This is a genomic window from Janthinobacterium sp. BJB304 (assembly GCF_002735765.1).
GTDB lineage: Bacteria > Pseudomonadota > Gammaproteobacteria > Burkholderiales > Burkholderiaceae_D > Janthinobacterium.
This window is the reverse complement of the sequence record NZ_PDZN01000015.1, coordinates 89,778-110,941: the sequence shown is the minus strand read 5'-3', so window position 1 is coordinate 110,941 and position 21,164 is coordinate 89,778. Positions and strand designations below refer to the sequence as shown.

The window sequence follows — 21,164 nt, the reverse complement described above, 5'->3', positions numbered from 1 at the left end:
CCGCCGCGCTGGCGGGACGGTTTTATGGATGAGTACAGACGGCAAACGACGGGGTGCAGCAGAAAGGGACAAAGACCGGCGGGAGCGCCGAAAAAAAAGGCAAGCCCCTGAAACAGGAACTTGCCTTGAAAGACCGAGGAAGACCGGGCCTGACGCGGGTGCATCAGGCCGGATCGTCTTGCTTACAGCTTGCCGCGCAGGCCCAGGTAGAAGGTACGGCCATTGCTGTAGAACGCGCGTGGCTGATCCTTGTTTTCGGCGTACATCTTGATGGTTTCGTTGGTCAGGTTAAGCGCATCGAACGTGATCGTGAAGTGCTCGTTGATCTTGTAGTTGAGCGAACCTGCCAGCGTGCTGCTGTCGTCGACGTGCTGGCTGGCGCCACGGTCCACGCCGGCCTTGTAGGCCGAGCGATAGTTGTAGGCCAGGCGCGCGCTAAAACCGTGTGCTTCGTAGAAAGCGGTCAGGTTATAGGTGTTTTTCGACGCGTTCAGCAATTCGCTGCCATCGTTCAGCTTGCCGTCGGCGTAGGTGTAGTTGGCCAGTACGCCGAAATCACCGAACACCGGTTGCTGATAGCTCAACTCGACGCCCTTGTTCTTGCCCTTGGTGTTGTAGGACTCGGTCACCTGGAACACCCTGTCAGCACCAACCTTGGTATTGAAATAGGTGGCGTTGACGTTACGTTGCGCCACGATCGAATTCAAATCCATGTAGAAGATGCCGGCCGAGACCGCCGATTTTGGCGCGAAATACCACTCGGCGCTGACTTCGGCATTGTTCGAACGCACAGGATTGAGGTTGATATTGCCCTTGGTACCACTCAGGGAATCCTCATTCAGCGATACGGCGCCGCCCAACGCGCTATAGTCAGGGCGCGCAATGGTCTTGGCCAATGCCGCGCGCACAACGAGATCGTTGCGGACATCAAACTTGATGTTGGCGCTAGGCAGGAAGTCGTTATAGCTGCGATCATAAGTGTTTTGCGAGTAGGCGCCAAATGCGGAACCTGTGATCGGACCGCCGCTGGCATTCACCGTCGTGGACTGCTTGGTATGGACGGCGCGCACGCCGAAGTTACCGCTCCAGTTATCGCCGGTCAGATTAGCCATACCGTAGACTGCCTGGGTTTTTTCCTGCAGCTTGAATTCATCGCGCCAGTTGTGGCGAGCGACGCGGTCAGGATTGCGGTTGCCCGGAATCGCCGCCCATTTTGCCAGGGCATCGCCGTCATAGCGGAAATAGTTGGTAGGCAAATTGCCGCCCAGGTTGGAAGCGAAATTACCCGGATACAGCGTACCGTTCCAGATGGGGCCGGCACTGTCCAGACCTGTCGCGCCAGGCCCCGTTTCAAATGGGTGCTCGGCGGTACGTTTATGGTCGGTGAAGCGCGCGCCAAACTTGATGGAATCCCAAATGCCGCTCGACAGGCGCAATTCGCCATCGATCTGGGTATACAGTTCCTTGTCGACCGACTGCGATTCCCCGCCACCGATCCACGCCGTGCCCAATGGCGCCGTGGTCGTGCCGCCCGGATAGGAAACGGTAGCCGGACTCATGCCATTGAGCGCATAGTTCATGCCGCCATCGACCTTGTTTTGGTAGTACACATCATCACGGTCGTAGCCCACGCCGTGGGTCTTGCCCAGCTTGCCGGTGAAGGTCAGGTCCTTGCTGGCGCGGTACTTGAAGTTGAAGTCCAGATAGTACGTTTCACCGCCTGCGTCCGGACGATAAATATTGTCGACCTCGCCGGCATTCTTCGTGAAGTTCGCCGCCACGAGCGTATTATTGCGCACCGTGTAGGACGTCGGCACCATCCCCGCATTGATCGAGCCACTCGGCGCGGCCAGGTGGTTGGTATTCGAATGCGGCGCCTTCAATTGCGAATAGAATCCATTCAAATCCAGCGTCAGATCCTTGTTCGGCTTGAACTCGATATCAAACGCACCACCCTCACGGGTTTTCTTTTGCTGGAAGAAACTCGCGCCTATGAAGGTAGGGGCCAGTACGCCCACCAGATCAGGATGCGCCTGCGCAGCAGCCTTGTCGGCAGAAATCGCCGTGTAACCGAGGATTTCCTGGCCATCACGACGCACTTCCGACTTTTGCGAGAAACCCTGCACCATGATCCCCAGCGTATTGTCGTCGTTTTTCCAGTTCACCATACCGGAGAATTGGGGCTGGGTTTTCTCCGACAGGTCATTGTAGTTGGCCTGAATCGAGCCTTCGGCCGTCAACTTGTTCTTGAACTCCAGCGGGCGGCGCGTGATCACGTCGATCGCACCGGACACGCCGCCTTCCACCAGATCAGCGGTGGCGCTCTTTCTCACCACTACCGAGCTCACCAGCTCGGATGGCAGCAAGGAAAAACTGCTGCTGCGGCCCACGTTGCCGCCGAATTGGTTCAGCACGAACCAGTCGCCGGTGCTGATGGCGTGGCCGTTGAACAGGGTTTGCTGCAAGCTGGGGCTGGTGCCGCGCAGGCTGACGCGGTCGTTTTCGCCGAAGCCGCCTTCGCCGCCGGCCGACGATTGGGTATTCACACCTGGCAGGCGCTGGATCGCGTCAGCCACGTTACGGTCTGGCATCTTGCCGATATCTTCGGCGGTGACTACTTCCACCACGGAATCCGCATTACGTTTTTGCTTCAGCGATTTTTCCAGCGAGGCACGCACGCCGGTCACCGTCACCACGGTGGCCACGTCTTCGGCAGGCGCTTCCTGCGCCTGCGCCGAAAAGGACAGACCGGCGACCATCACGGCAACGGCCGCAGCGATCGGCGTACGGCTACGCGAACCGGATTTCACGACGGCAGCTGCAGGTGTCAAATTGCGTTTCATGTACTCCCCCTTGATTTAGGCTCCAGGATTGGAACCTTTTCATTTTTAACGTAGGTCTTCTTTCCAGCCCGCCTACTACTGCGGCATGCTGCAGACCCTTCGGCACAACCACTTACAAAACCAATTCAACGCCAATATACTACTATCCAATACCAGAACACTACCAGTTGCAACTTTTTTTTTATAACGTTGTTTGAATCACACAGACCACTTCAGCGAAATCAATTTGTAGCCCGTGTGAGCGGGGTAAATACCAGCGAGGGCAGGCATAAATTGCCGCCCTGATAATTCAAATTGGTTTTATAACGGTCTTTTTTGGTATTATCCAGCGACATAAAACAGATACAGAGCGCGTCTGCAACGCGCCGTAACGGAGACCTTCAGCGTATGACAACCCTGGCTCACATCATGCAAGGCCTGGGGCAGACGAGTAGCCTGCCCCTGTACCAGCAACTGCAGCGCGCGCTGCGCGAAGCGATCGACAAGCGCATCCTCGGCCCCGACGAAGCCCTGCCGGCCGAGCGCCAGCTGGCCAGCGACCTGGCCGTCTCGCGCATTACCGTGCGCAAGGCCATCGATGGCCTCGTCAACGAAGGCTTGCTGGTGCGCCGCCCCGGCTCGGGCAATTTCATCAATACGCGTATCGAGAAAAACTTCGCAAAACTGACCTCTTTTTCCGAGGATATGCGGGCGCGCGGACGCACGCCGCGCAGCGTGTGGCTCAAGCGCGCAGAGGGCACCGTGACGCCGGAAGAAGCCTTGCGCCTGCGGCTGTCGCCGGGTGCGCCCGTGTACCGCTTCCACCGCATCCGCTATGCGGACGAAATACCGATGTGCCTGGAATACGCGACCATCGTCGCTAGTTGCCTGCCGGCGCTCGACGCCGTCGACGTGTCGATGTACGACGCGCTGGAACAGGCGGGCAACCGGCCCGTGCGCGCCCTGCAGCGCCTCAGCGCGCTGTTGCTGACGGGCGAGCAGGCAAGCCTGCTGCAGGCGGAGGAAGGCGACGCGGGCTTGTCGGTGGAAAGGCTGGGCTTTTTGCGCGATGGCCGCGCCGTGGAATTTTGCCGCTCCTACTTCCGCGGCGATATGTATGACTTCGTGGCTGAATTAAGTACCAATTAATACCAATCGCCGCATTTCACGAATACCAGATAACACCATTTATTGCAGTGCAATATATATGCCGCCATCACGCCTATTATATGCACGGCCATGGCGAATGAATCGGCGGCGATTATCTGACCTGCGTACGGAGAATATAAAAAGGGCTGCGCAATGCGTTTTTGCGCGTTGCAGCAAAATCTGACTTTTCCCATCAGGAAGAAGGCATGGTGCGGCGTCCCGCGCACAGCAGCATCACGCCCAGCGCCACGCAGAGCCAGCCGAACAGCGGCCCCAGCCATCCAGCCCAGGTGGCGACGGACGGGTGCGCCGGCAACGGCGCCAGCAAGGTGCTGCCCGGCATGACGCTGCTGGCCCGTTCCGCCAGCACGCGGCCATACGCGTCGCTGACCGTCAGTACCCCCTCGCGCGCCGCGCGCAGCACGGCATAACCGTTTTCCACGCCGCGCACCACCGTCATGCGCGCGCCCATCCAGCCGTCCAGCTGAAAATCCCAGGCCGGCACCAGCATCGCCTGCACCCCGGCCGCGCCATACGTCTGCCCCAGGGGCGCGAAATGCATGTCCTTGCAGATGGCCAGGCCCATGGCCAGACCCGCCACCGGCTGCACGGCATACGCGCTGCCGGCAAGAAAATCACGCTCGGGCGGCGCCAGGTGATGTTTTTGATAGCTGACGGGCGCGGCGCCATCGGGCGCGAACAGCCAGGCCAGGTTGCGCCGGCCGGCAGCGTCTTGCACGCCGATGCCCAGGGTAATCCACGCGCCCGTGCCGCGCGCCAGCGCCTGGAAGCGCTGCCGCACGGCTTCCGCCTGCGCGGGCGCCAGCACGGCTATCTTTTCCGGCAACAGCACCAGCCTGGCGCCCTGCCCGGCCAGCTGTTCGACGTGGCGCACGTACTGGTCCCAGACGGCTTGCGCGCGTGCCGGCGGCGTGGCCGGGCCGATAAAGTCGTCGATGGCCGCCAGTCCCGCCAGTGGCCCGCTTGCTGCCGGTGCGCCCTGCACGCGCCAGGCGCCACCGCCAAACGCAGCCGCCAGCAGCAGCAACGTCGCGCCCGCCGCTGGCGCATACGCGCGCCCGCCGGCCAGCAGCAAGGCGAACGCGGACGGCGCCAGGCACAGCAGAAACAGCAGGCCAGGCACGCCGGCCAGGGCCGCCACCTGCAATATGTCAACATTGTCCGCTTGCGAATACGCAAGGCTGCCCCAGTTACCATCGGGCAGCAAGGCCGCCATCAGGGTATCGATGGCCACCCACAGCACGGGATACGCCAGCACCGTCCACGACGCCCGGTAACGCAGCACGAGGCGCCGCGTGGCCAGCACTACCAGCAGCCACAGCAGTGCCTTGACGGTGATCACGGTCAGCACGGCCGGCAAGGGCATGAGCAGGCGAAAATAACTGAAGTTGGATGACAGACCCAGCACGGTGGCCAGGAAGGTCATCCAGGCCGCATCGCGGCGCGACGAGCACAGGGCCAGCCACAGCACGGGCAACGGCGCGCACCAGGCCAGCGGGCCCAGCGGCTGCGGTCCCAGCACCCAGTACAGGGGCAGGCCCGCCGCCAGCGCGGCGGCGATTTGCGACAGGCGACGGCGCAGCGCGGTGGTGCCGGCGAACAGGGCCGGCGCAGACAAGGTATCGGGCATGCTCATGCTTTCAGGGGAAGCCAAATTTCCACGCCGCCGACGCCGCTGGCGGGATCGAATTGCCGGTCGTAGCGTTCAAAGTCGGGCGCGTCGGCCACTTCCAGTCCCGACTGGGGCAGCCACTCGTTCCACACCGTGCGCCAGGTGGCGCGGATGGTGGAAATATGCCCGCGGTGATGAAACACGGCATAGCGCCGCGGCGCGATGCGCAGTCGCGTCCAGCCATCGGGCGACTGTGAAAAATCGCTGACCGGCATGGCGCACAGGTAATCGAAATTGCCCGCGTCGTCATTGTTGCAGCACACGCCATACACGAGCTGGCCGGGCGCCACATGGGGCAGGAAGCGCTGCCACAGGGCGGGAATGCCGGCAGACGATTCCGCGCAATACCGCTCAACGAGGCCCGCCACCAGCAAGGCGGGCCCTTGCTCGAAACGGGGCGGCGCCAAAGGCACGCCAGGCGCCACATCCATTTTAATGGCTTCCACCAGCGCCAGGTCGGCGACGTGGCGCTGGGCCCGCACCTTTTCCGGCGTGACATGGAACTGCTCGCGAAAGGCCCGCGTAAAGGCTTCATGGGAACTGTAGCCCGCTTCCAGGGCAACGGCGAGGATGTCTTGCGCTCCCAGGGCCAGCGCGCGTGCCGCCTCGCTGAGCCGGCGCGCCCGCACATAGCGCATCACGGAGTGGCCCGTGGCCAGGCCGAACGCGCGCGTCAAATGACATGGCGAAGCGCCGCCCACGTGGGCGATATCGCCGAGCGAGAGATCGTCCGCATAATGCGATTCGATATACCAGAGTGCCTTGGCCAGATAGTGCATGAGCGCTTCCCGTTGAACGAGCAGCGACTGTAGCATTTTCAGCAAGCCGTGGCTTGACCGGAATTGCGCAATACGGGCTAGCGGAACACCTGACAAAACCGTAGCGAGCGGCAGTGATTTGTGGCTGAGAAGCGCAACCGTACTTTAGTGCGGTGAGCATCGCCGGCCGCAAAGCGCGACGCGCAGCAGGTTTTGACAGGTGTTCCTATTTTCTGGTGCGCTTTTCGTGGACCAGCTGGCCGCTGCTGATGCGCGCCAGCTCGGCCATCTCCTGGGCCAGGAAGGCCAGCAAGTCGTCGATGCTGACGACGCCGGAAAGCGCGCCCAGGCTGTTGACCACGGGCAGGCGGCGGATGCCGTTGACGCGCATGCGTTCGATGATGTCGTAGACGTCTTCGTCTTCGCTGGCCGTGAGCAGCTGCGCACTCATGATGTCGCCCACCAGCAGGCTGGCGGGGTCGAGACCGAGGGCGATGACGGAAATGACGATGTCGCGGTCGGTGAGGATGCCGATGGGGACGCGCTCGCCATTCGGCTGTTCGGCCACGATCAGGTCGCCCACGTGGTGCTGGCGCATCAGCAGCGCCGCGTCCTGCACGCTGCTGTCGCGCTGGCAATGGATGGTATGCAGGGTGCAGATGTCGCCGATGCGCATGTCGCCACTCCGTTTGAGGCAGAGTGCCAACGCTACGCCAGCCCTCCGTGGCCGGCTTTGCGCTAAATCAAATGAAACGGTCTTATTTTTCTTCGGGGGGCGGCAGGAAGCAGGCTTCGACGATCTGCAGGTCGTTATCCTTGGCAAATTCGCGCACGAAGTGAAACGCCATCGGCTCGATCTCGCGCAGCTTGGTGTTGACCACCACCGACTTGACGCCATTGACGACGGTCGGGCGCACGTAGGGCGAATACTGGAGGTGCGCATTGCGCCCGCCACCGTCGGGATTGAAACAGGACATCACTCCACAAAGGCGCTCGGCCCAATCGCTGGGTCGGAATTGCTTGCCATTGCTGGTGAGACCAAGGATGAAGAACTCGTCTGAGAGCTCCCCTGTTTTTTGAGATAACTCGGCCATGTGGCTTGTCGGGACTGGATTGCGTGAATGGCCCCGGCGGGTAAGCCGGGCTGGTAGTCAACTACGTTTGCTGCGGTAAGCCAGTATTATATCTTATAGAAGACTTGGGTTCTACCTCGATCTGCCCTGACGATGCAAACAGGGGCCGGCACGCTTGCGCGCCAGCCCCTATTTTAACCTTGTTCCACGCGCAAGGCGCATGGATGGCGCATGTGCGCCCGCGTCAGCCGAGGAAAACGGCGCCCGACATCAACAGCAGCAACAGCATCCACAGCAGCAAAGCGCGCCACACGAGGCCCACCGTGCTCTGCAAGGCGCGCGCGCCCGGCTCTTCGCCCGGCAGGATATCGCTTTCGCTGTCGCTGTCGTCGACGGCCATGTCGGGCGTGACGAGCACGCGCGCGGCCGTTTCCGCTGGCGTGCCCAGGCGTACGCCCATGGCGCCGCCGCCGGCCGTCAGGATGATGCCGATGGACTCGTCCTGCCAGCGCTGGGCGAAATTGCGCCAGGCATAGATGGCGTCCTCGAAATTGCCGACCACGGCAAACGCCACGGCCGTCAGGCGCACGGGGATCCAGTCGATCCAGTAAAAGGCGCGCGCGGCGAACTGGCCGAACGCTTCATTGCGCATGTGCTCGGGCTCGTTCCAGGCGCGCGCCAGGTATTCGGCCACGCGGTACATCACGGCGCAGGCAGGACCCAGTGGCATGAGGAACCAGAAGAACACGCCAAACACATTGCGGTGCGTGGTGATCAGGGCTTTTTCCACGGCGATGCGGGCGATCTCGCTCGCTTCCATGCCCACCGTGTCGAGCTTGGTCCAATCGGCCAGCAAGGTGCGCGCGGTCGCTTCGTCGCCGGCGCTCAGGGCCAGCTGGATCGAGGTGAAGTAATGGCTGTAATGACGGAAGCCCAGGGTCAGGTAGACGATGAGGACGTTCCAGGCAAAGGCCAGCAGGGTCAGCTGGTAGTGGAGCAAGATCCAGTACACGCCCGCCGTCGGCACCATCAGCGCGCCGATCATGAGGAACCAGCCCATGCGGCCGTGGCTGGCGTGGCCGGCATTGAACCAGGTCTCCATGCGCATCGCCAGGCTCTTGATTTCGGCGTAGATGGGATTATCCGCGCGCAAAGGTTTGAGCTGCTCGATCAGCAATGCGCAAAGTATGGAGAGAAATGTCATCAAACGTCCTTTTTGTCTTTTTCAGCAATACCGCAATGCCCGCTACGATAGCGCAGTGCCGTGCTGGAATCAAACTTATTACGTGCGCGGCGCCATTTTACGCGCGCAGCAGGTGAAACAGATTGCGCAGCATGCCGGCCGTGGCGCCCCAAATGTAGAAACGCTCGTACGGCATGGCGTAGAACGAGCGCCGTCCGCCCGGCAATTCCACCGACAGGCGCTGATGGTTGATGCCATCCATGAGGAAAGCCAGCGGCACTTCGAAGATTTCCGCCACTTCGGACGGGTCGGCGCGCAGTTCGAACGGCGGCGTCACGAGGCCCACCACGGGCTTGACCTGGTAGCCCGTGCCCGTCAGGTAGTCGGGCAGGCAGCCCAGCACTTCGATGTGCTCGCGCGCCAGGCCCACTTCTTCTTCCGTTTCGCGCAAGGCCGTGGCCACGGGCGAGCCATCGAACGGTTCGCTGCGACCGCCGGGAAAACTGACCTGGCCCGCATGGCTGCTCAGGTGGTCGGTGCGCATGGTCAGCAAAATGGTCAAGCCCTGCGGCCGCTGCACCAGGGGAATGAGGACGGCGGCGCGCACGGGAACGGCGCGGGCGGAGAGGAAATCCTGGGTGATCTCGGGCTGCCAGTCAGGCTGTTCGGCCAGGCGCTGGCGCAGCCAGTCCGGCGTCAGGCGCACGGCGTCCAGCGCCGCCTCGCCGGCGATCGAATCGATGGCGAGTTGTTTTGGATCAAATGCGATGGTGGCCATGGCAGCTTGTCCCATTAGCAATTCAGAATAAAAAAAGGGGCACCAATACGGTACCCCTTTTCCCAACGCAGACGCTGATATTACGCGCTTGCTTTCGCCACAACGCGGCGGTTTGGCAATTTTTCTTTGATACGCGCCGATTTACCCGAACGCTCACGCAGATAGTACAGCTTGGCGCGGCGAACATCACCACGGCGTTTCACTTCGATCGAAGCGATCAGCGGCGAGTACAGTTGGAACGTACGCTCAACGCCTTCGCCGGACGAGATCTTGCGAACGATGAAGTTCGAGTTCAGGCCACGGTTACGACGGGAGATAACGACGCCTTCGTAAGCCTGGGCGCGCTTGCGCGTGCCTTCGACTACGTTGACGCTGACGATAACGGTATCGCCTGGTGCGAATTCAGGAATGGTTTTACCCAGACGAGCAATTTCTTCCTGCTCTAATTGTTGAATCAAGTCCATTTTTATAACTCCGAAAACCATCATGCCGGCGCACTGTGGATAGCAAGTATCCGCCCGGTAGAGGATGGGTAACACAATATGGGCAACATGCCCGGCACTACTGGCCACCCTGCCGGCCGTCCGGAGACGGCTTACAGGCTGGCCAAGAATTTTTCGTCGGTCTTGCTGAGCAAGCCGGCGGCGCGTGCACTGACCAGCAGGTCAGGCCGCTTTGTCGCGGTCGCTTCCAGCATGCGCTGGCGGCGCCACTTGACGATCTCGGCATGATTGCCACCCATCAAGACGGGCGGCACGGCCATGCCTTCGTATGTTTCCGGCCGCGTGTAGTGCGGCGAATCGAGCAAGCCATTGACGAAGCTGTCCTCGATGGCCGATGCCTCCGTGTTCAAGACACCGGGCAACAGGCGGATCACCGCATCCATCAGCGCCATGGCGGGCAATTCACCGCCCGACAGGACGAAGTCGCCGACGCTGATTTCCTCGTCGACGCAACGGTCCAGCAAACGCTGGTCCACGGCTTCATAGCGGCCACACAGGATCACCAGGCCAGGCTCGGCTTTCAGCTGCGTGACGCGCGCGTGCGTCAGCGGACGGCCTTGCGGCGACATGAACACCACGCGGGGCGCCGCCAGTCCCAATTCGGCCTGACGTTGCTTGGCGGCATTAATTGTCGCTTCGAGGGGACGGGCCATCATCACCATGCCGGGGCCGCCGCCATACGGGCGGTCATCCACGGTACGGTGATTGTCGGTCGTGAAATCACGGGGATTCCACAAGGACAAGCCACATTTCCCCTGCTCGAAGGCGCGCCGGGTCACACCCGACTGCGTCAGCGCGGCAAACATTTCCGGGAACAGGGTCACGACATCAAATTGCATCGTTCACCATCCTGCAACGTTTGCCCGGCGCAAAGTTATGCGCAGGCGGTTTAATAATCGAGGCCCCAGTCGACCGTGATCTTGCTGGCAGCCTTGTCAACGTTAATGACAAACTGGCCAACAAACGGGATCAGGCGCTCAGGCGCCTTTTCAACGGTCTCATCGGCACTGGCGACGGGCGTAACGCGCAAGATCGACTGCGGACCATTGCTCATCATGTCGTGCACTGTGCCGAGGCACTCGCCTTGCAAATTCTCGACTGTCAGTCCGATCAGATCGGACCAATAAAACTCATCGGCCGACAGCGTCGGGAAATGGCTACGCGGAATTTGCACAGACACGCCTTTCAGCGCTTCTGCGGCATCCCGCCCGACCACACCCACCAGCTGGGCCACGACGTCGCCGCCGTGTAACTTCGCTTGCCTGACTTGAACATCATGCAAGGTCGGTTTATCAAACCACCAGGTTTTGACGCTTAATAATGCATCCGCATCGTCGGAGAAAGGAGTGACCCTGACCCCGCCAGCAATGCCATAAGCACCGGAGACATAGCCTACCTGTACCAGGTCATCGGGGACTTTCACCCCGGATGCAGTCTTGACCGTCAAACCAGTGATCTAATTAAGCTGCTGCTTTGTTGTTGCTGGCTACCAGGCGAGCAACGGTTGGCGACAATTGTGCGCCAACGCCTTGCCAGTAGGCCAGACGGTCTGCGGTGATACGCAGTGGAACTTCGCCACCTTGCGCCATCGGGTTGTAAAAACCGATACGCTCAATGAAGCGACCATCGCGGCGATTGCGCGAATCAGTAGCGACGATGTTGAAGAACGGGCGCTTCTTGGCGCCTCCACGAGCTAAACGAATAACGACCATAATATTTCCAAAAAGTGTGCTGAGGCGGAAAAAGCCGCAAATTATAGCGCGCTTTACCGCCAGGCAGCAAGCGTTATGATGACGGGCGTGTAATTTGGGCTAATCAAACATTATGACCAGTCAAGGCCGAAGACGCAATAGGCGTCTGCGTCTATCGTACCGGCCATGGCTTGAACTCAGGCGAAATCATTGCATAAACGCCACAGGAAAGTGCTATCGTTGTGCGAGGCAATGACCGATACTGGCAATCTTTACTGATGAGCAACTCTGGAGTCCCATGACCACCGCTACCATTTTGCAACAGTCGCACAAGAACAAGGCATTCACCACCTTGCTGGCCTTTTTGCTGGGCACGCTGGGCGCGCACCGCTTCTACCTGCACGGCGCCAAAGACCGCTGGGGCTGGCTACACCTGGCCGCCCTGCCCGCCAGCGCGCTGCTGTATCAGCTGTTTCCCGAGGCCGACTGGTTTTATCAGATATTGCCGCTGACCCTGTCCGCGCTGGGCGGCTTCCTGGAAGCGCTGGTCCTGGGCTTGATGCCGGACGACAAGTGGGACGCCCGCTACAATGCCGCATCAAGCCGCCTGTCGGACACGGGCTGGCCCCTGGCCGTGGTGCTGGTCGCTACCTTGATGCTAGGCGCGGGCGTGCTGATCGCCACCATGGCGCGCCTGTTCGACTTGCTGTACACAGGCGGCGCCTACGGTTAATTTCCGCATGGAAATGACATCTATCCGTCGCCCCGCACGCACATGTAAGTGTTGGTAAGCAATCATGATTTTCCTCTATACTGCATTCACAATGCCAACATTACTGGCTCATTTAACACCCCCTAGGAGAAGATCATGATTCGTCGCCCACTCATCCTCGCAGTCGCCGTCACGGCCCTGTTCAGCACATCCGCCTTCGCGCAAAACCTGTCGCCGAAGGCGCAATACGCGTACGACACGAAGCAAGCCAACACCCGCTATGCGGACGACAAGAAATTGTGCGCAGAAGAAAGCAGCTCGAAAGCCCGCATGCAATGCCTGCGCGACGCCAAGGGCGAATACGACCAGGCCATCATCAATGCCAAGGCCGCGCAAAAGGCGGGCAACTCCTACGCCAGCCAGCCCTCCAAGCAGCCGCAGCATCAGATTTGCGCCGATTGCGGCAAGGTGCTGGCAGTCAACGTCACTGAAAAAGCCGGTGAAGGCGGCGCACTGGGCATGATCGGCGGCGGCGTGGCCGGCGCCCTGCTGGGCCGCCAGGTCGGCGGCGGACGCGGCAAGGACCTGGCCACCCTGGCCGGCGCCGCTGGCGGCGCCTACGCGGGCAAGCAAGTCGAAGGCCACATGAAGAACGCCAAGACCTGGACCGTCACCGTGCAATACGAAACGGGCGCCAAGGCCGATTTCGCGTTTGACCAGGACCCTGGCTTGGCGGCTGGCGACTTGGTACGCAATTCCGGCAACGGCATCGCCCGCCGTTAAGAATGCAGAGTAAATCTGGGGTCAGTCCCTGTGGGATCGGAATGCGCGCCATTGGCGCACATTCCCCCGGCGGGTCTGACCCCGGCATTTGTCTTTGTGGTTAAAAAAAGCGCTGGAGAGCGATCTCCAGCGCTTTTTTTGCCTCTGCGGGCCTTCAGCACACTGCTGGGGTCTGACCCTCAACAATGCCAACGTCAAACTCGGCGTTAGCGGACGAGGGGGGTCTGACCCCGGTTAAAACTGCTCTTCCAACAAGGCCATCACGCCGGCGCTGCCGTCGATGATGGTGGCGCGCAAGCCCGGTGCCTGAGACAGGATGTGGTCGGCAAAGAAGCGGGCCGTGGCGATCTTTGCCTTGTAGAACGAAGCGTCGCCGCTGCCCTCGCCCAGCTTTTGCTGCGCCACGATGGCCGCGCGGGCCATTTGCCAGCCGCCCAGCACGATGCCGGCCAGTTTCAGATACGGCACGTTGCCGGCAAACACGGCCTTGATGTCCGTCTTCATGTTTGCCACCACATATTCCACGACCGCTTCCAGCGCGGCGCTACCTTCGGCCAGGTGGCGCTGCATGGCCTGGAAGTCGGCGCCGGTCAGTTCGCCCAGCTGGGCTTCCGTAGCGCGCACCTGGGCGATGATGGCTTTTGCCACGGCGCCGCCGTCGCGCACCGTCTTGCGGCCCACGAGGTCGTTGGCCTGGATGGCCGTCGTGCCTTCGTAGATCGTCAGGATCTTGGCGTCACGGTAATGCTGGGCGGCTCCCGTCTCTTCGATGAAACCCATGCCGCCGTGCACTTGCACGCCGTCGCGCGTGACGTCCTGCGACATTTCCGTGGCCCAGCCCTTGATCACGGGCACCAGGTATTCGTACGTCGCCAGGCTTTCCGCGCGCACGTCGGCGTCCGGATGGTGGTGCGCCACGTCGCTGATGGCCGCGCCCACGTAGGCCAGCGCGCGCGCCGCCTCCGTCTGCGAGCGCATGGACATCAGCATGCGGCGCACGTCCGGGTGGTGGATGATGGAGACCGGACCGGGCGAGCCGGCCAGGTCGCGCGACTGCACGCGGTCCTTGGCGAATGCCACGGCCTGCTGGTAGGCGCGCTCGGCCAGGCCGATGCCCTGCAAGCCCACGCCGAAGCGGGCCGCGTTCATCATGATGAACATGTATTCGAGGCCGCGGTTTTCCTCGCCCACCAGGGTGCCGATGGCGCCGCCATGGTCGCCGAACTGCAGCACGGCCGTGGGGCTGGCCTTGATGCCGAGTTTGTGCTCGATGGACACGCAGTGCGCGTCGTTGCGCGCACCGAGGCTGCCGTCCGCATTGACGAGGAACTTCGGCACGATGAACAGCGAAATGCCTTTTACGCCGGCCGGTGCGTCCGGCGTGCGGGCCAGCACCAGGTGGACGATGTTTTCCGCCATGTCGTGTTCGCCGTAGGTGATGAAAATCTTCGTACCGAACACTTTATAGGTGCCATCGTCCTGCGGCACGGCGCGCGTGCGCACGGCGGCCAGGTCGGACCCCGCCTGCGGCTCCGTCAGGTTCATGGTGCCCGTCCACTTGCCGGAGACCAGGTTTTCCAGGTAGGTGGCTTTCTGCTCGTCACTGCCGGCCGTCAGCAGCGCTTCGATGGCGCCGTCCGACAGCAGGGCCACCAGGGCGAACGAGATGCTGGCCGAATTGAGCATTTCGATGCAGGGCGTGGCCAAGAGCTTGGGCAAGCCCTGGCCGCCAAATTCCGTCGGATGCTGCACGCCCTGCCAGCCCGCTTCGCCGTAGGCCTTGAACGCTTCCTTGAAGCCTTTCGAGGTCGTGACCTGGCCGTCGTGCCAGAAGCTCGGTTCCTTGTCGCTGGGGCCGTTCAAGGGGGCCACCACGCCGCCGCAGAACTTGGCGTTTTCTTCCAGCACGGCTTCGGCCGTGTCGGGTGTCGCGTCTTCGCAGCCAGGCAAAGTATGGATTTCGGCCAGGCCGGCCAGTTCGTTCATGACGAACAACATGTCTTTCAGCGGGGCTTGATAGCTCATCTATTTCTCCAAGAAAAAAGCCACGCGCGGCTCGCCGTGTGGGGCGGGCCGGCGTGGCTTTGTAGTAAGAGCGTATCCCGGTAGAGGAATACATCAGCAGCAGACAGCCCCTCGAAAGCGGGGACGGCGTTGCTCGTCGTAGCATGGATATCCATGCGTCCTCCTCGCGCCTTGTCCGCACTTCCGATGAACAATCTGCTGCAGACGCTCCCTACCGGAATACGCTCTACACAAAACCGGATCGGGCGAGACTTAGCCCAGTTCTTTGACCAGTTGCGGCACGATCTCGAACAGATCGCCCACGATGCCGTAGTCGGCCACGGCAAAGATCGGCGCTTCCGGATCCTTGTTGATGGCGACGATGGTTTTCGAGTCTTTCATGCCGGCCAGATGCTGGATCGCGCCCGAGATGCCGACGGCGATGTACAGCGATGGCGCGACGATCTTGCCCGTCTGGCCCACTTGCCAGTCGTTCGGCACGAAGCCGGCGTCGACGGCGGCGCGCGAAGCACCCATGGCGGCGCCCAGCTTGTCGGCCAGCGGTTCCAGGATGTGGAAGTTCTCGGCCGAACCCATGCCACGGCCGCCCGACACGATGATTTTCGCGGCGGTCAGTTCAGGACGGTCGGACTTGGCCAGTTCGCGGCCCACGAAGGCGGACTTGCCATTGTCGCCAACGGCAGCGACGGTTTCCGTGGCAGCCGAACCGCCGGTGGCGGCAGCGGCGTCGAAACCGGTGGTGCGCACGGTGATGACCTTGACCTTGTCGCCAGATTGCACGGTGGCAATGGCGTTACCGGCGTAGATTGGGCGCTCGAAGGTGTCCGGGGAATCGACCTTGGTGATTTCCGAGATTTGCGCTACGTCAAGCTTGGCGGCCACGCGCGGCAGGATGTTCTTGCCGTAGGCGGTGGCTGGCGCCAGGATGTGGCTGTAGTTGCCGGCGATGGCCAGCACTTGCTCGGCCACGTTTTCGGCCAGGCCGTCGGCAAAGTATGGCGCGTCGGCCACGATGACTTTCGTCACGCCGGCGATTTGCGCGGCGGCAGCGGCGGCAGCCGAGGCGTTCGAACCTGCGACCAGTACGTGCACGTCGCCGCCGCACTGGGCAGCCGCGGTCACGGTGTGGTGGGTGCTGCCCTTTAAGGTAGCGTTGTCGTGTTCAGCAATAACTAATGCGACCATGATGTGTCCTGTAATTGTTCTGGATAAACGGCGAGGCCGCGCTTAGATGACTTTGGCTTCGGTACGCAGCTTGGCGACCAGGGTGGCGACGTCCGGCACCTTGATGCCGGCCGAGCGCTTGGCTGGCTCGACGACTTTCAGGGTCTTCAGGCGTGGCGCAACATCGACGCCCAGGTCTTCCGGCTTGACGGTCTCGAGCGGCTTTTTCTTTGCCTTCATGATGTTCGGCAAGGTCACATAGCGTGGCTCGTTCAGACGCAGGTCGGTGGTGATGATCGCTGGCAAGGTCAATGCCAGGGTTTCCAGGCCGCCGTCGACTTCGCGCGTGACGGTGACTTTGCCATCTTCCAGCACGACTTTCGAAGCGAACGTGGCTTGCGGCCAACCCAGCAGGGAAGCGAGCATCTGGCCCGTCTGGTTGCTGTCGTCATCGATCGCCTGCTTGCCCAGGATGATCAGTTGCGGCTGTTCTTTCTCGGCCAGGGACTTGACCAGCTTGGCCACGGCCAGCGGTTCCAGTTCGGTCGTCGTTTCCACCAGGATGCCGCGGTCGGCGCCGATGGCCATGGCCGTGCGCAGGGTTTCCTGGCACTGCGTCACGCCACAGGAGATGGCGACCACTTCAGTGACCTTGCCGGCTTCTTTCAGGCGCATCGCTTCTTCCAGCGCGATCTCATCGAAAGGGTTCATCGACATTTTGACGTTGGCGGTATCGACGCCAGTGCCGTCACTCTTGACGCGGACTTTGACGTTATAGTCGACCACGCGTTTGACGGGTACCAAGACTTTCATAGCTATGCCTTTGGGAAATTATAAAAATGACGGATCAAGTGCTGATTGTGCGTTCGATTATAAGAGAAATTTGAATCCTGAACCGAATTTAAGCACGATCGTGCGATTTTTTGTTAGAGCAATCCATCTAAACTGTCCAGCTTCGGGGATTTCAAGGGGGACCGCCGCTACGCTGCAGGGCAGCAAAAGGGCTGATTCGGGAAGGAAAACCAGGCCGCGCCACGGCGGCCCCGGCTGGCAGAATTATTTGCGTTGCATCAAGAAGACGAATTCGGTACCCGTCTGCACGTGCGACAGCAGGGCATTGCCCGTTTGCTTGGCGAAAGCCTGGAAGTCGCGCACGGAACCGGGATCGGTTGCCATGATGCGCAGCACTTCCCCGCTCTGCAGCTCTGACAAAGCCTTTTTCGCCTTCAGAATCGGCAACGGGCAATTCAAGCCGCGCGCGTCGAGTTCTTTGTGAAATTCCATAATCTCGGTATCAAGTAGTGTGTCGCTCATCATCAATATCCCACCATTGTTTTGTTGTACTGATTTTCGACATACTACTCTAAATCAGGGGCATTGACGCGCTGCACCAAAATAGTTCATCGGCTGTTGTGGTGTCACAACGAGATTCCACACGGCAAAACGGCCCGCAAACACCGTCTGCGGGCCGTTTTCAAGGGGCTGTGGGGCGAAAACCCCGCATGCCTTCTAGCTTACGCCTTATTTTGCGCGTTCGCCGACCCAGGCCGGTACGCCGGCCAGGGCGTCCGCCAGGCCGCTCGGATCGGTGCCGCCAGCCTGCGCCATATCGGGGCGTCCGCCGCCTTTTCCGCCCACTTGCTGTGCAACGAAGTTCACCAGCTCGCCCGCCTTGACCTTGGAAGTCGCGTCCGCCGTCACGCCGGCAATCAGGCTGACCTTGCCGTCCGCCACGCTGGCCAGCACGATGGCGGCCGTTTTCAGCTTGTCCTTCAGCTTGTCCATGGTTTCGCGCAGACGGGCCACGTCGGCGCCGTCCAGCACGGCCGCCAGCACCTTGATGCCGTTGACATCGACGGCTTGCGTGACCAGCTCATCGCCCTGGCCCGAGGCCAGTTTCGATTTCAGCGCGGCCAGTTCCTTTTCCAGCGCCTTCACGTGGTCCTGCACCTGGACGATGCGGGCCGTCAGTTCTTCCGGCTGCGCCTTCAGGGCGCTGGCTGCTTCGACGAGGCGGCGGTTGATGGTTTGCACCAGCGCCAACGCGCCCTCGCCCGTCACCGCTTCCACGCGGCGGATGCCGGCGGCCACGCCGCTTTCGCCGATGATCTTGAACAAGCCGATGTCGCCCGTGCGCTGCACGTGGACGCCGCCGCACAACTCTTTCGAGCTGCCGATGTCGAGCACGCGCACTTCGTCGCCGTACTTCTCGCCAAACAGTGCCATCGCGCCATGCTTGACGGCGTCGTCAAACGACATCAAATGGGCTTGCGTGGCGCGGTTTTCCAGGATCTCCTTGTTGACGATCGTTTCCACGGCGGCGATTTGCTCGGCTGTCATCGGTGCATTGTGACTGAAGTCGAAGCGGGTCTTGTCCGGGTCGACCAGCGAACCCTTTTGCGCCACGTGGCTGCCCAGCACTTCGCGCAAGGCCTTGTGCATCAAATGCGTGGCCGAGTGGTTGCGGATGGTGCGCGCGCGCTTGGCCGTGTCGACTTCGGCCGAGACGGCGTCGCCCACCTTCAGCACGCCCGACTCCAGCACGCCGTGGTGGCCGAACACGTCGGCCTGGATTTTCAGGGTGTCGTTGACGGCAAAGCTGCCGGCGCCCGAGGCGATCACGCCCTGGTCGCCCACCTGGCCGCCCGATTCCGCGTAGAACGGCGTGGTGTCGAGCACGACGATGCCGTCCTGGCCCGCCTTCAGTTCAGCTACCTGCGTGCCGGCCGCGTACAGCGCGACGACCTTGCTACTGAACGTCAACTGGTCGTAGCCGACGAATTTGTTTTTCTCGCCCGTGTACTCGACCTTGCTGTCCTTGTGCGTCTTGCCGCCCTTGCGCGACAGCTCCTGGCTTTCCTTCAGGGCCGCATCGTAGCCAGCCTGGTCGAAACTGATATTGCGTTCGCGGCAGATGTCGGCCGTCAGGTCCGGCGGGAAGCCGTAGGTTTCGTACAAAGTAAAAGCGGTGGCGCCGTCGATGCCCGTGGCATCCTTGGCCAGCTGCGCTTCCAGCACTTTCATGCCCGTTTCCAGCGTTTCGCCGAAACGCTCTTCCTCGGCTTTCAGCATGTTGGCGACGTTTTCTTTCGCCTCTTCCAGCTCCGGATAGGCGCCGCCCATCTCGATGGCCAGATCGGCCACCAACTTGTAGAAGAACGGTTTCGTCTGGCCCAGCTTGTGGCCATGGCGCAGGGCGCGGCGGATGATGCGGCGCAAGACATACGCGCGGCCTTCGCTGCCCGGAATGATGCCGTCGACGATCATGAAGGCGGCGGCGCGGATGTGGTCGGCAATCACGCGCAGCGACTTGTTTTCCAGGTCCGTGGCGCCCGTTTCGCGCGCGGCAGCCTTGATCAGGTGCTGGAACAGGTCGATTTCATAGTTCGAATGCACGTGCTGCAGCACGGCGGCCAGGCGCTCCATGCCCATGCCCGTGTCGACGCACGGCTTCGGCAGCTTGTGCATGACGCCCGCTTCGTCGCGGTTGAACTGCATGAACACCAAGTTCCAGATTTCAATGAAGCGGTCGCCGTCTTCGTCAGGCGAACCCGGCGGGCCGCCAGGAATGTCGGCGCCGTGGTCGTAGAAGATTTCCGTGCATGGACCGCATGGGCCCGTATCAGCCATCTGCCAGAAATTGTCCGAAGCGTAGCGCGAACCCTTGTTGTCGCCGATGCGGATGATGCGCTCGACAGGCACGCCGATTTCCTTGGCCCAGATGTCGTACGCTTCGTCATCTTCGATGTACACGGTGACGGTCAGCTTGTCAGCCGGCAAGCCGTACACTTTGGTCAGCAGTTCCCATGCGTACTGGATCGCGTCGCGCTTGAAATAGTCGCCGAAGCTGAAATTGCCCAGCATTTCAAAGAACGTATGGTGGCGCGCCGTATAGCCGACGTTTTCCAGATCGTTGTGCTTGCCGCCGGCGCGCACGCAGCGCTGCACGGAGGTGGCGCGCGTGTACGGACGGCTGTCCGTGCCCGTAAACACATCCTTGAACTGCACCATGCCGCTGTTCGTCAACAGCAAGGTCGGATCGTTGCCTGGCACCAGGGAGCTGGAACGGACGATGGAATGGCCCTTGGACTCGAAAAATTTGAGGAACTTGTCGCGGATTTCAGATGATTTCATGTTTTTTTGGCAAAGAGTGGCGGCAGCTTTAAAGGGAAGATTATACGTGATATGGGGTGCGGCATTGACGGCCGGCACGGGCATTGTTGCGCACGTGCCAACATCGACGGCCTGCCCGCTCAGGCCGGATCGTGGCCGCTGGCGCAGGCGTGCGGGGCGGCACCGGCGGCGACCGCACTGGCGCCGGCGGCCGCATTGCAGTCGGCGCAGCGGCCGTACAGGGTCAGTTCGTGGCGCTCGACGACAAAGCCTTGCGGCGCCATGCGCTTCAAGTCGCCCGGACAGTCATGCACGTCGAATACGCGCTGGCACGTGGTGCACTGGAAATGGTGGTGGTGGTGATTGGCGGCCGTGTTCGACTCGTAGCGCGGGTTTTCACCAGGCAAGGTCACCACGTGCACCTTTTCCTCCAGCACCAAGGACTTCAAGTTGCGGTAAACGGTGGCGATGCCCAGCTGCGTCACCTGCAAGCTGGCCTGTTCGAGGATTTCCTGCGCCGACAGGGGGCGCTGGGCCGACTCGATGGCGGCTTGAATAGCGGTTTTTTGACGTGTTGTGCGTTCCATAGCCGACAGAATACACCATCCGCCTGTATCTACTGCCCGGAAAAACTGCCACACATTAATGATAATGGGTTATCATTATCATCTTAGGGCAGGCTATTTCCTGTTCATGCGCTGCCCCAACCCTGCCAAC

Annotated in this window: 20 protein-coding genes; 3 read left to right on the top strand and 17 right to left on the bottom strand. The window is 61.3% G+C overall.

The features are described from left to right. Positions 1-182: 182 nt before the first annotated feature. Positions 183-2,843 (bottom strand): TonB-dependent receptor, encoded by a 2,661-nt coding sequence (locus tag CSQ95_RS18400; RefSeq protein ID WP_099410555.1) that lies wholly within the window; start codon positions 2,841-2,843, stop codon positions 183-185. Between the two features lie 387 nt (positions 2,844-3,230). Between CSQ95_RS18400 and CSQ95_RS18395 the strand changes: the two genes are divergently transcribed. Then, positions 3,231-3,971, top strand: coding sequence for a GntR family transcriptional regulator (locus CSQ95_RS18395; RefSeq protein WP_070221847.1), 741 nt, complete (start codon positions 3,231-3,233; stop codon positions 3,969-3,971). Positions 3,972-4,164: 193 nt separating this feature from the next. Here the strand turns inward: CSQ95_RS18395 and CSQ95_RS18390 are convergent, their stop codons facing one another. The 10 genes from CSQ95_RS18390 to rpsP all read right to left on the bottom strand — a co-directional run bounded on the left by CSQ95_RS18390 (position 4,165) and on the right by rpsP (position 11,671). Continuing rightward, positions 4,165-5,628 (bottom strand): carbon-nitrogen hydrolase family protein, encoded by a 1,464-nt coding sequence (locus tag CSQ95_RS18390; RefSeq protein ID WP_099410554.1) that lies wholly within the window; start codon positions 5,626-5,628, stop codon positions 4,165-4,167. Then, positions 5,625-6,443 (bottom strand): AraC family transcriptional regulator, encoded by an 819-nt coding sequence (locus CSQ95_RS18385; RefSeq protein WP_099410553.1) that lies wholly within the window; start codon positions 6,441-6,443, stop codon positions 5,625-5,627. The genes CSQ95_RS18390 and CSQ95_RS18385 overlap by 4 nt, the downstream gene beginning before the upstream one ends. A 205-nt stretch (positions 6,444-6,648) precedes the next feature. Beyond that, on the bottom strand, positions 6,649-7,098 hold the full coding sequence (locus tag CSQ95_RS18380; protein ID WP_099410552.1) for a CBS domain-containing protein: 450 nt from the start codon (positions 7,096-7,098) through the stop codon (positions 6,649-6,651). Positions 7,099-7,180: 82 nt separating this feature from the next. Next, entirely contained in the window at positions 7,181-7,516 is a 336-nt protein-coding gene (locus CSQ95_RS18375) for a DUF3579 domain-containing protein (RefSeq protein ID WP_070221850.1), read from the bottom strand. A gap of 223 nt (positions 7,517-7,739) precedes the next feature. Next, positions 7,740-8,699 carry a CobD/CbiB family protein gene (locus tag CSQ95_RS18370; protein WP_070221851.1) on the bottom strand — a complete coding sequence of 320 codons (960 nt, stop codon included), beginning with the start codon at positions 8,697-8,699 and terminating at the stop codon, positions 7,740-7,742. A 97-nt stretch (positions 8,700-8,796) separates the two neighbouring features. Beyond that, positions 8,797-9,456 (bottom strand): CoA pyrophosphatase, encoded by a 660-nt coding sequence (locus CSQ95_RS18365; protein WP_099410619.1) that lies wholly within the window; start codon positions 9,454-9,456, stop codon positions 8,797-8,799. Positions 9,457-9,536: 80 nt separating this feature from the next. Continuing rightward, a complete protein-coding gene (gene rplS / locus CSQ95_RS18360) occupies positions 9,537-9,920 on the bottom strand; it encodes a 50S ribosomal protein L19 (protein WP_010395528.1) in 384 nt (127 codons plus the stop codon). Positions 9,921-10,051: 131 nt separating this feature from the next. Beyond that, the gene (gene trmD / locus CSQ95_RS18355) at positions 10,052-10,798 is read right to left on the bottom strand and encodes a tRNA (guanosine(37)-N1)-methyltransferase TrmD (protein WP_099410551.1); all 747 of its coding nucleotides are present in this window, start codon (positions 10,796-10,798) and stop codon (positions 10,052-10,054) included. Between the two features lie 50 nt (positions 10,799-10,848). Beyond that, the gene (gene rimM / locus CSQ95_RS18350) at positions 10,849-11,406 is read right to left on the bottom strand and encodes a ribosome maturation factor RimM (RefSeq protein ID WP_099410550.1); all 558 of its coding nucleotides are present in this window, start codon (positions 11,404-11,406) and stop codon (positions 10,849-10,851) included. A gap of 13 nt (positions 11,407-11,419) precedes the next feature. After that, positions 11,420-11,671 carry a 30S ribosomal protein S16 gene (rpsP, locus tag CSQ95_RS18345; RefSeq protein ID WP_010395524.1) on the bottom strand — a complete coding sequence of 84 codons (252 nt, stop codon included), beginning with the start codon at positions 11,669-11,671 and terminating at the stop codon, positions 11,420-11,422. Positions 11,672-11,948: 277 nt separating this feature from the next. On the opposite strand from rpsP, the gene CSQ95_RS18340 reads away from it, so the two are divergent. Together CSQ95_RS18340 and CSQ95_RS18335 are read left to right on the top strand one after the other, a co-directional pair. Beyond that, a complete protein-coding gene (locus tag CSQ95_RS18340; RefSeq protein WP_099410549.1) occupies positions 11,949-12,383 on the top strand; it encodes an NINE protein in 435 nt (144 codons plus the stop codon). Positions 12,384-12,518: 135 nt separating this feature from the next. Continuing rightward, positions 12,519-13,145, top strand: a complete 627-nt coding sequence (locus CSQ95_RS18335) for a glycine zipper 2TM domain-containing protein (protein ID WP_070221856.1) — start codon at positions 12,519-12,521, stop codon at positions 13,143-13,145. Between the two features lie 234 nt (positions 13,146-13,379). On the opposite strand, the gene CSQ95_RS18330 is transcribed toward CSQ95_RS18335, so the two are convergent. The 6 genes from CSQ95_RS18330 to CSQ95_RS18305 all read right to left on the bottom strand — a co-directional run bounded on the left by CSQ95_RS18330 (position 13,380) and on the right by CSQ95_RS18305 (position 21,034). After that, the gene (locus CSQ95_RS18330) at positions 13,380-15,170 is read right to left on the bottom strand and encodes an acyl-CoA dehydrogenase (RefSeq protein WP_099410548.1); all 1,791 of its coding nucleotides are present in this window, start codon (positions 15,168-15,170) and stop codon (positions 13,380-13,382) included. A gap of 252 nt (positions 15,171-15,422) precedes the next feature. Then, entirely contained in the window at positions 15,423-16,355 is a 933-nt protein-coding gene (locus CSQ95_RS18325; RefSeq protein WP_070221858.1) for an electron transfer flavoprotein subunit alpha/FixB family protein, read from the bottom strand. Positions 16,356-16,397: 42 nt separating this feature from the next. Beyond that, positions 16,398-17,147, bottom strand: a complete 750-nt coding sequence (locus CSQ95_RS18320) for an electron transfer flavoprotein subunit beta/FixA family protein (protein ID WP_099410547.1) — start codon at positions 17,145-17,147, stop codon at positions 16,398-16,400. Positions 17,148-17,390: 243 nt separating this feature from the next. Continuing rightward, positions 17,391-17,618 (bottom strand): sulfurtransferase TusA family protein, encoded by a 228-nt coding sequence (locus CSQ95_RS18315; protein ID WP_010395510.1) that lies wholly within the window; start codon positions 17,616-17,618, stop codon positions 17,391-17,393. A 237-nt stretch (positions 17,619-17,855) separates the two neighbouring features. Continuing rightward, the gene (alaS, locus tag CSQ95_RS18310; protein ID WP_099410546.1) at positions 17,856-20,468 is read right to left on the bottom strand and encodes an alanine--tRNA ligase; all 2,613 of its coding nucleotides are present in this window, start codon (positions 20,466-20,468) and stop codon (positions 17,856-17,858) included. A gap of 119 nt (positions 20,469-20,587) precedes the next feature. After that, entirely contained in the window at positions 20,588-21,034 is a 447-nt protein-coding gene (locus CSQ95_RS18305; RefSeq protein WP_099410545.1) for a Fur family transcriptional regulator, read from the bottom strand. Positions 21,035-21,164 lie beyond the last annotated feature (130 nt).

Excerpts from the sequence above, each read along its gene's own strand:
- CSQ95_RS18330 (WP_099410548.1), bottom strand. The coding sequence starts at position 15,170 with ATGAGCTATCAAGCCCCGCTGAAAGACATGTTGTTCGTCATGAACGAA.
- trmD (WP_099410551.1), bottom strand. The coding sequence starts at position 10,798 with ATGCAATTTGATGTCGTGACCCTGTTCCCGGAAATGTTTGCCGCGCTG.
- CSQ95_RS18315 (WP_010395510.1), bottom strand. The coding sequence starts at position 17,618 with ATGGAATTTCACAAAGAACTCGACGCGCGCGGCTTGAATTGCCCGTTG.
- CSQ95_RS18340 (WP_099410549.1), top strand. The coding sequence starts at position 11,949 with ATGACCACCGCTACCATTTTGCAACAGTCGCACAAGAACAAGGCATTC.
- CSQ95_RS18320 (WP_099410547.1), bottom strand. The coding sequence starts at position 17,147 with ATGAAAGTCTTGGTACCCGTCAAACGCGTGGTCGACTATAACGTCAAA.
- CSQ95_RS18385 (WP_099410553.1), bottom strand. The coding sequence starts at position 6,443 with ATGCACTATCTGGCCAAGGCACTCTGGTATATCGAATCGCATTATGCG.
- alaS (WP_099410546.1), bottom strand. The coding sequence starts at position 20,468 with ATGAAATCATCTGAAATCCGCGACAAGTTCCTCAAATTTTTCGAGTCC.
- CSQ95_RS18375 (WP_070221850.1), bottom strand. The coding sequence starts at position 7,516 with ATGGCCGAGTTATCTCAAAAAACAGGGGAGCTCTCAGACGAGTTCTTC.
- CSQ95_RS18380 (WP_099410552.1), bottom strand. The coding sequence starts at position 7,098 with ATGCGCATCGGCGACATCTGCACCCTGCATACCATCCATTGCCAGCGC.
- CSQ95_RS18305 (WP_099410545.1), bottom strand. The coding sequence starts at position 21,034 with ATGGAACGCACAACACGTCAAAAAACCGCTATTCAAGCCGCCATCGAG.
- CSQ95_RS18395 (WP_070221847.1), top strand. The coding sequence starts at position 3,231 with ATGACAACCCTGGCTCACATCATGCAAGGCCTGGGGCAGACGAGTAGC.
- CSQ95_RS18325 (WP_070221858.1), bottom strand. The coding sequence starts at position 16,355 with ATGGTCGCATTAGTTATTGCTGAACACGACAACGCTACCTTAAAGGGC.
- CSQ95_RS18370 (WP_070221851.1), bottom strand. The coding sequence starts at position 8,699 with ATGACATTTCTCTCCATACTTTGCGCATTGCTGATCGAGCAGCTCAAA.
- CSQ95_RS18390 (WP_099410554.1), bottom strand. The coding sequence starts at position 5,628 with ATGAGCATGCCCGATACCTTGTCTGCGCCGGCCCTGTTCGCCGGCACC.
- CSQ95_RS18365 (WP_099410619.1), bottom strand. The coding sequence starts at position 9,456 with ATGGCCACCATCGCATTTGATCCAAAACAACTCGCCATCGATTCGATC.
- rplS (WP_010395528.1), bottom strand. The coding sequence starts at position 9,920 with ATGGACTTGATTCAACAATTAGAGCAGGAAGAAATTGCTCGTCTGGGT.
- rpsP (WP_010395524.1), bottom strand. The coding sequence starts at position 11,671 with ATGGTCGTTATTCGTTTAGCTCGTGGAGGCGCCAAGAAGCGCCCGTTC.
- CSQ95_RS18335 (WP_070221856.1), top strand. The coding sequence starts at position 12,519 with ATGATTCGTCGCCCACTCATCCTCGCAGTCGCCGTCACGGCCCTGTTC.
- CSQ95_RS18400 (WP_099410555.1), bottom strand. The coding sequence starts at position 2,843 with ATGAAACGCAATTTGACACCTGCAGCTGCCGTCGTGAAATCCGGTTCG.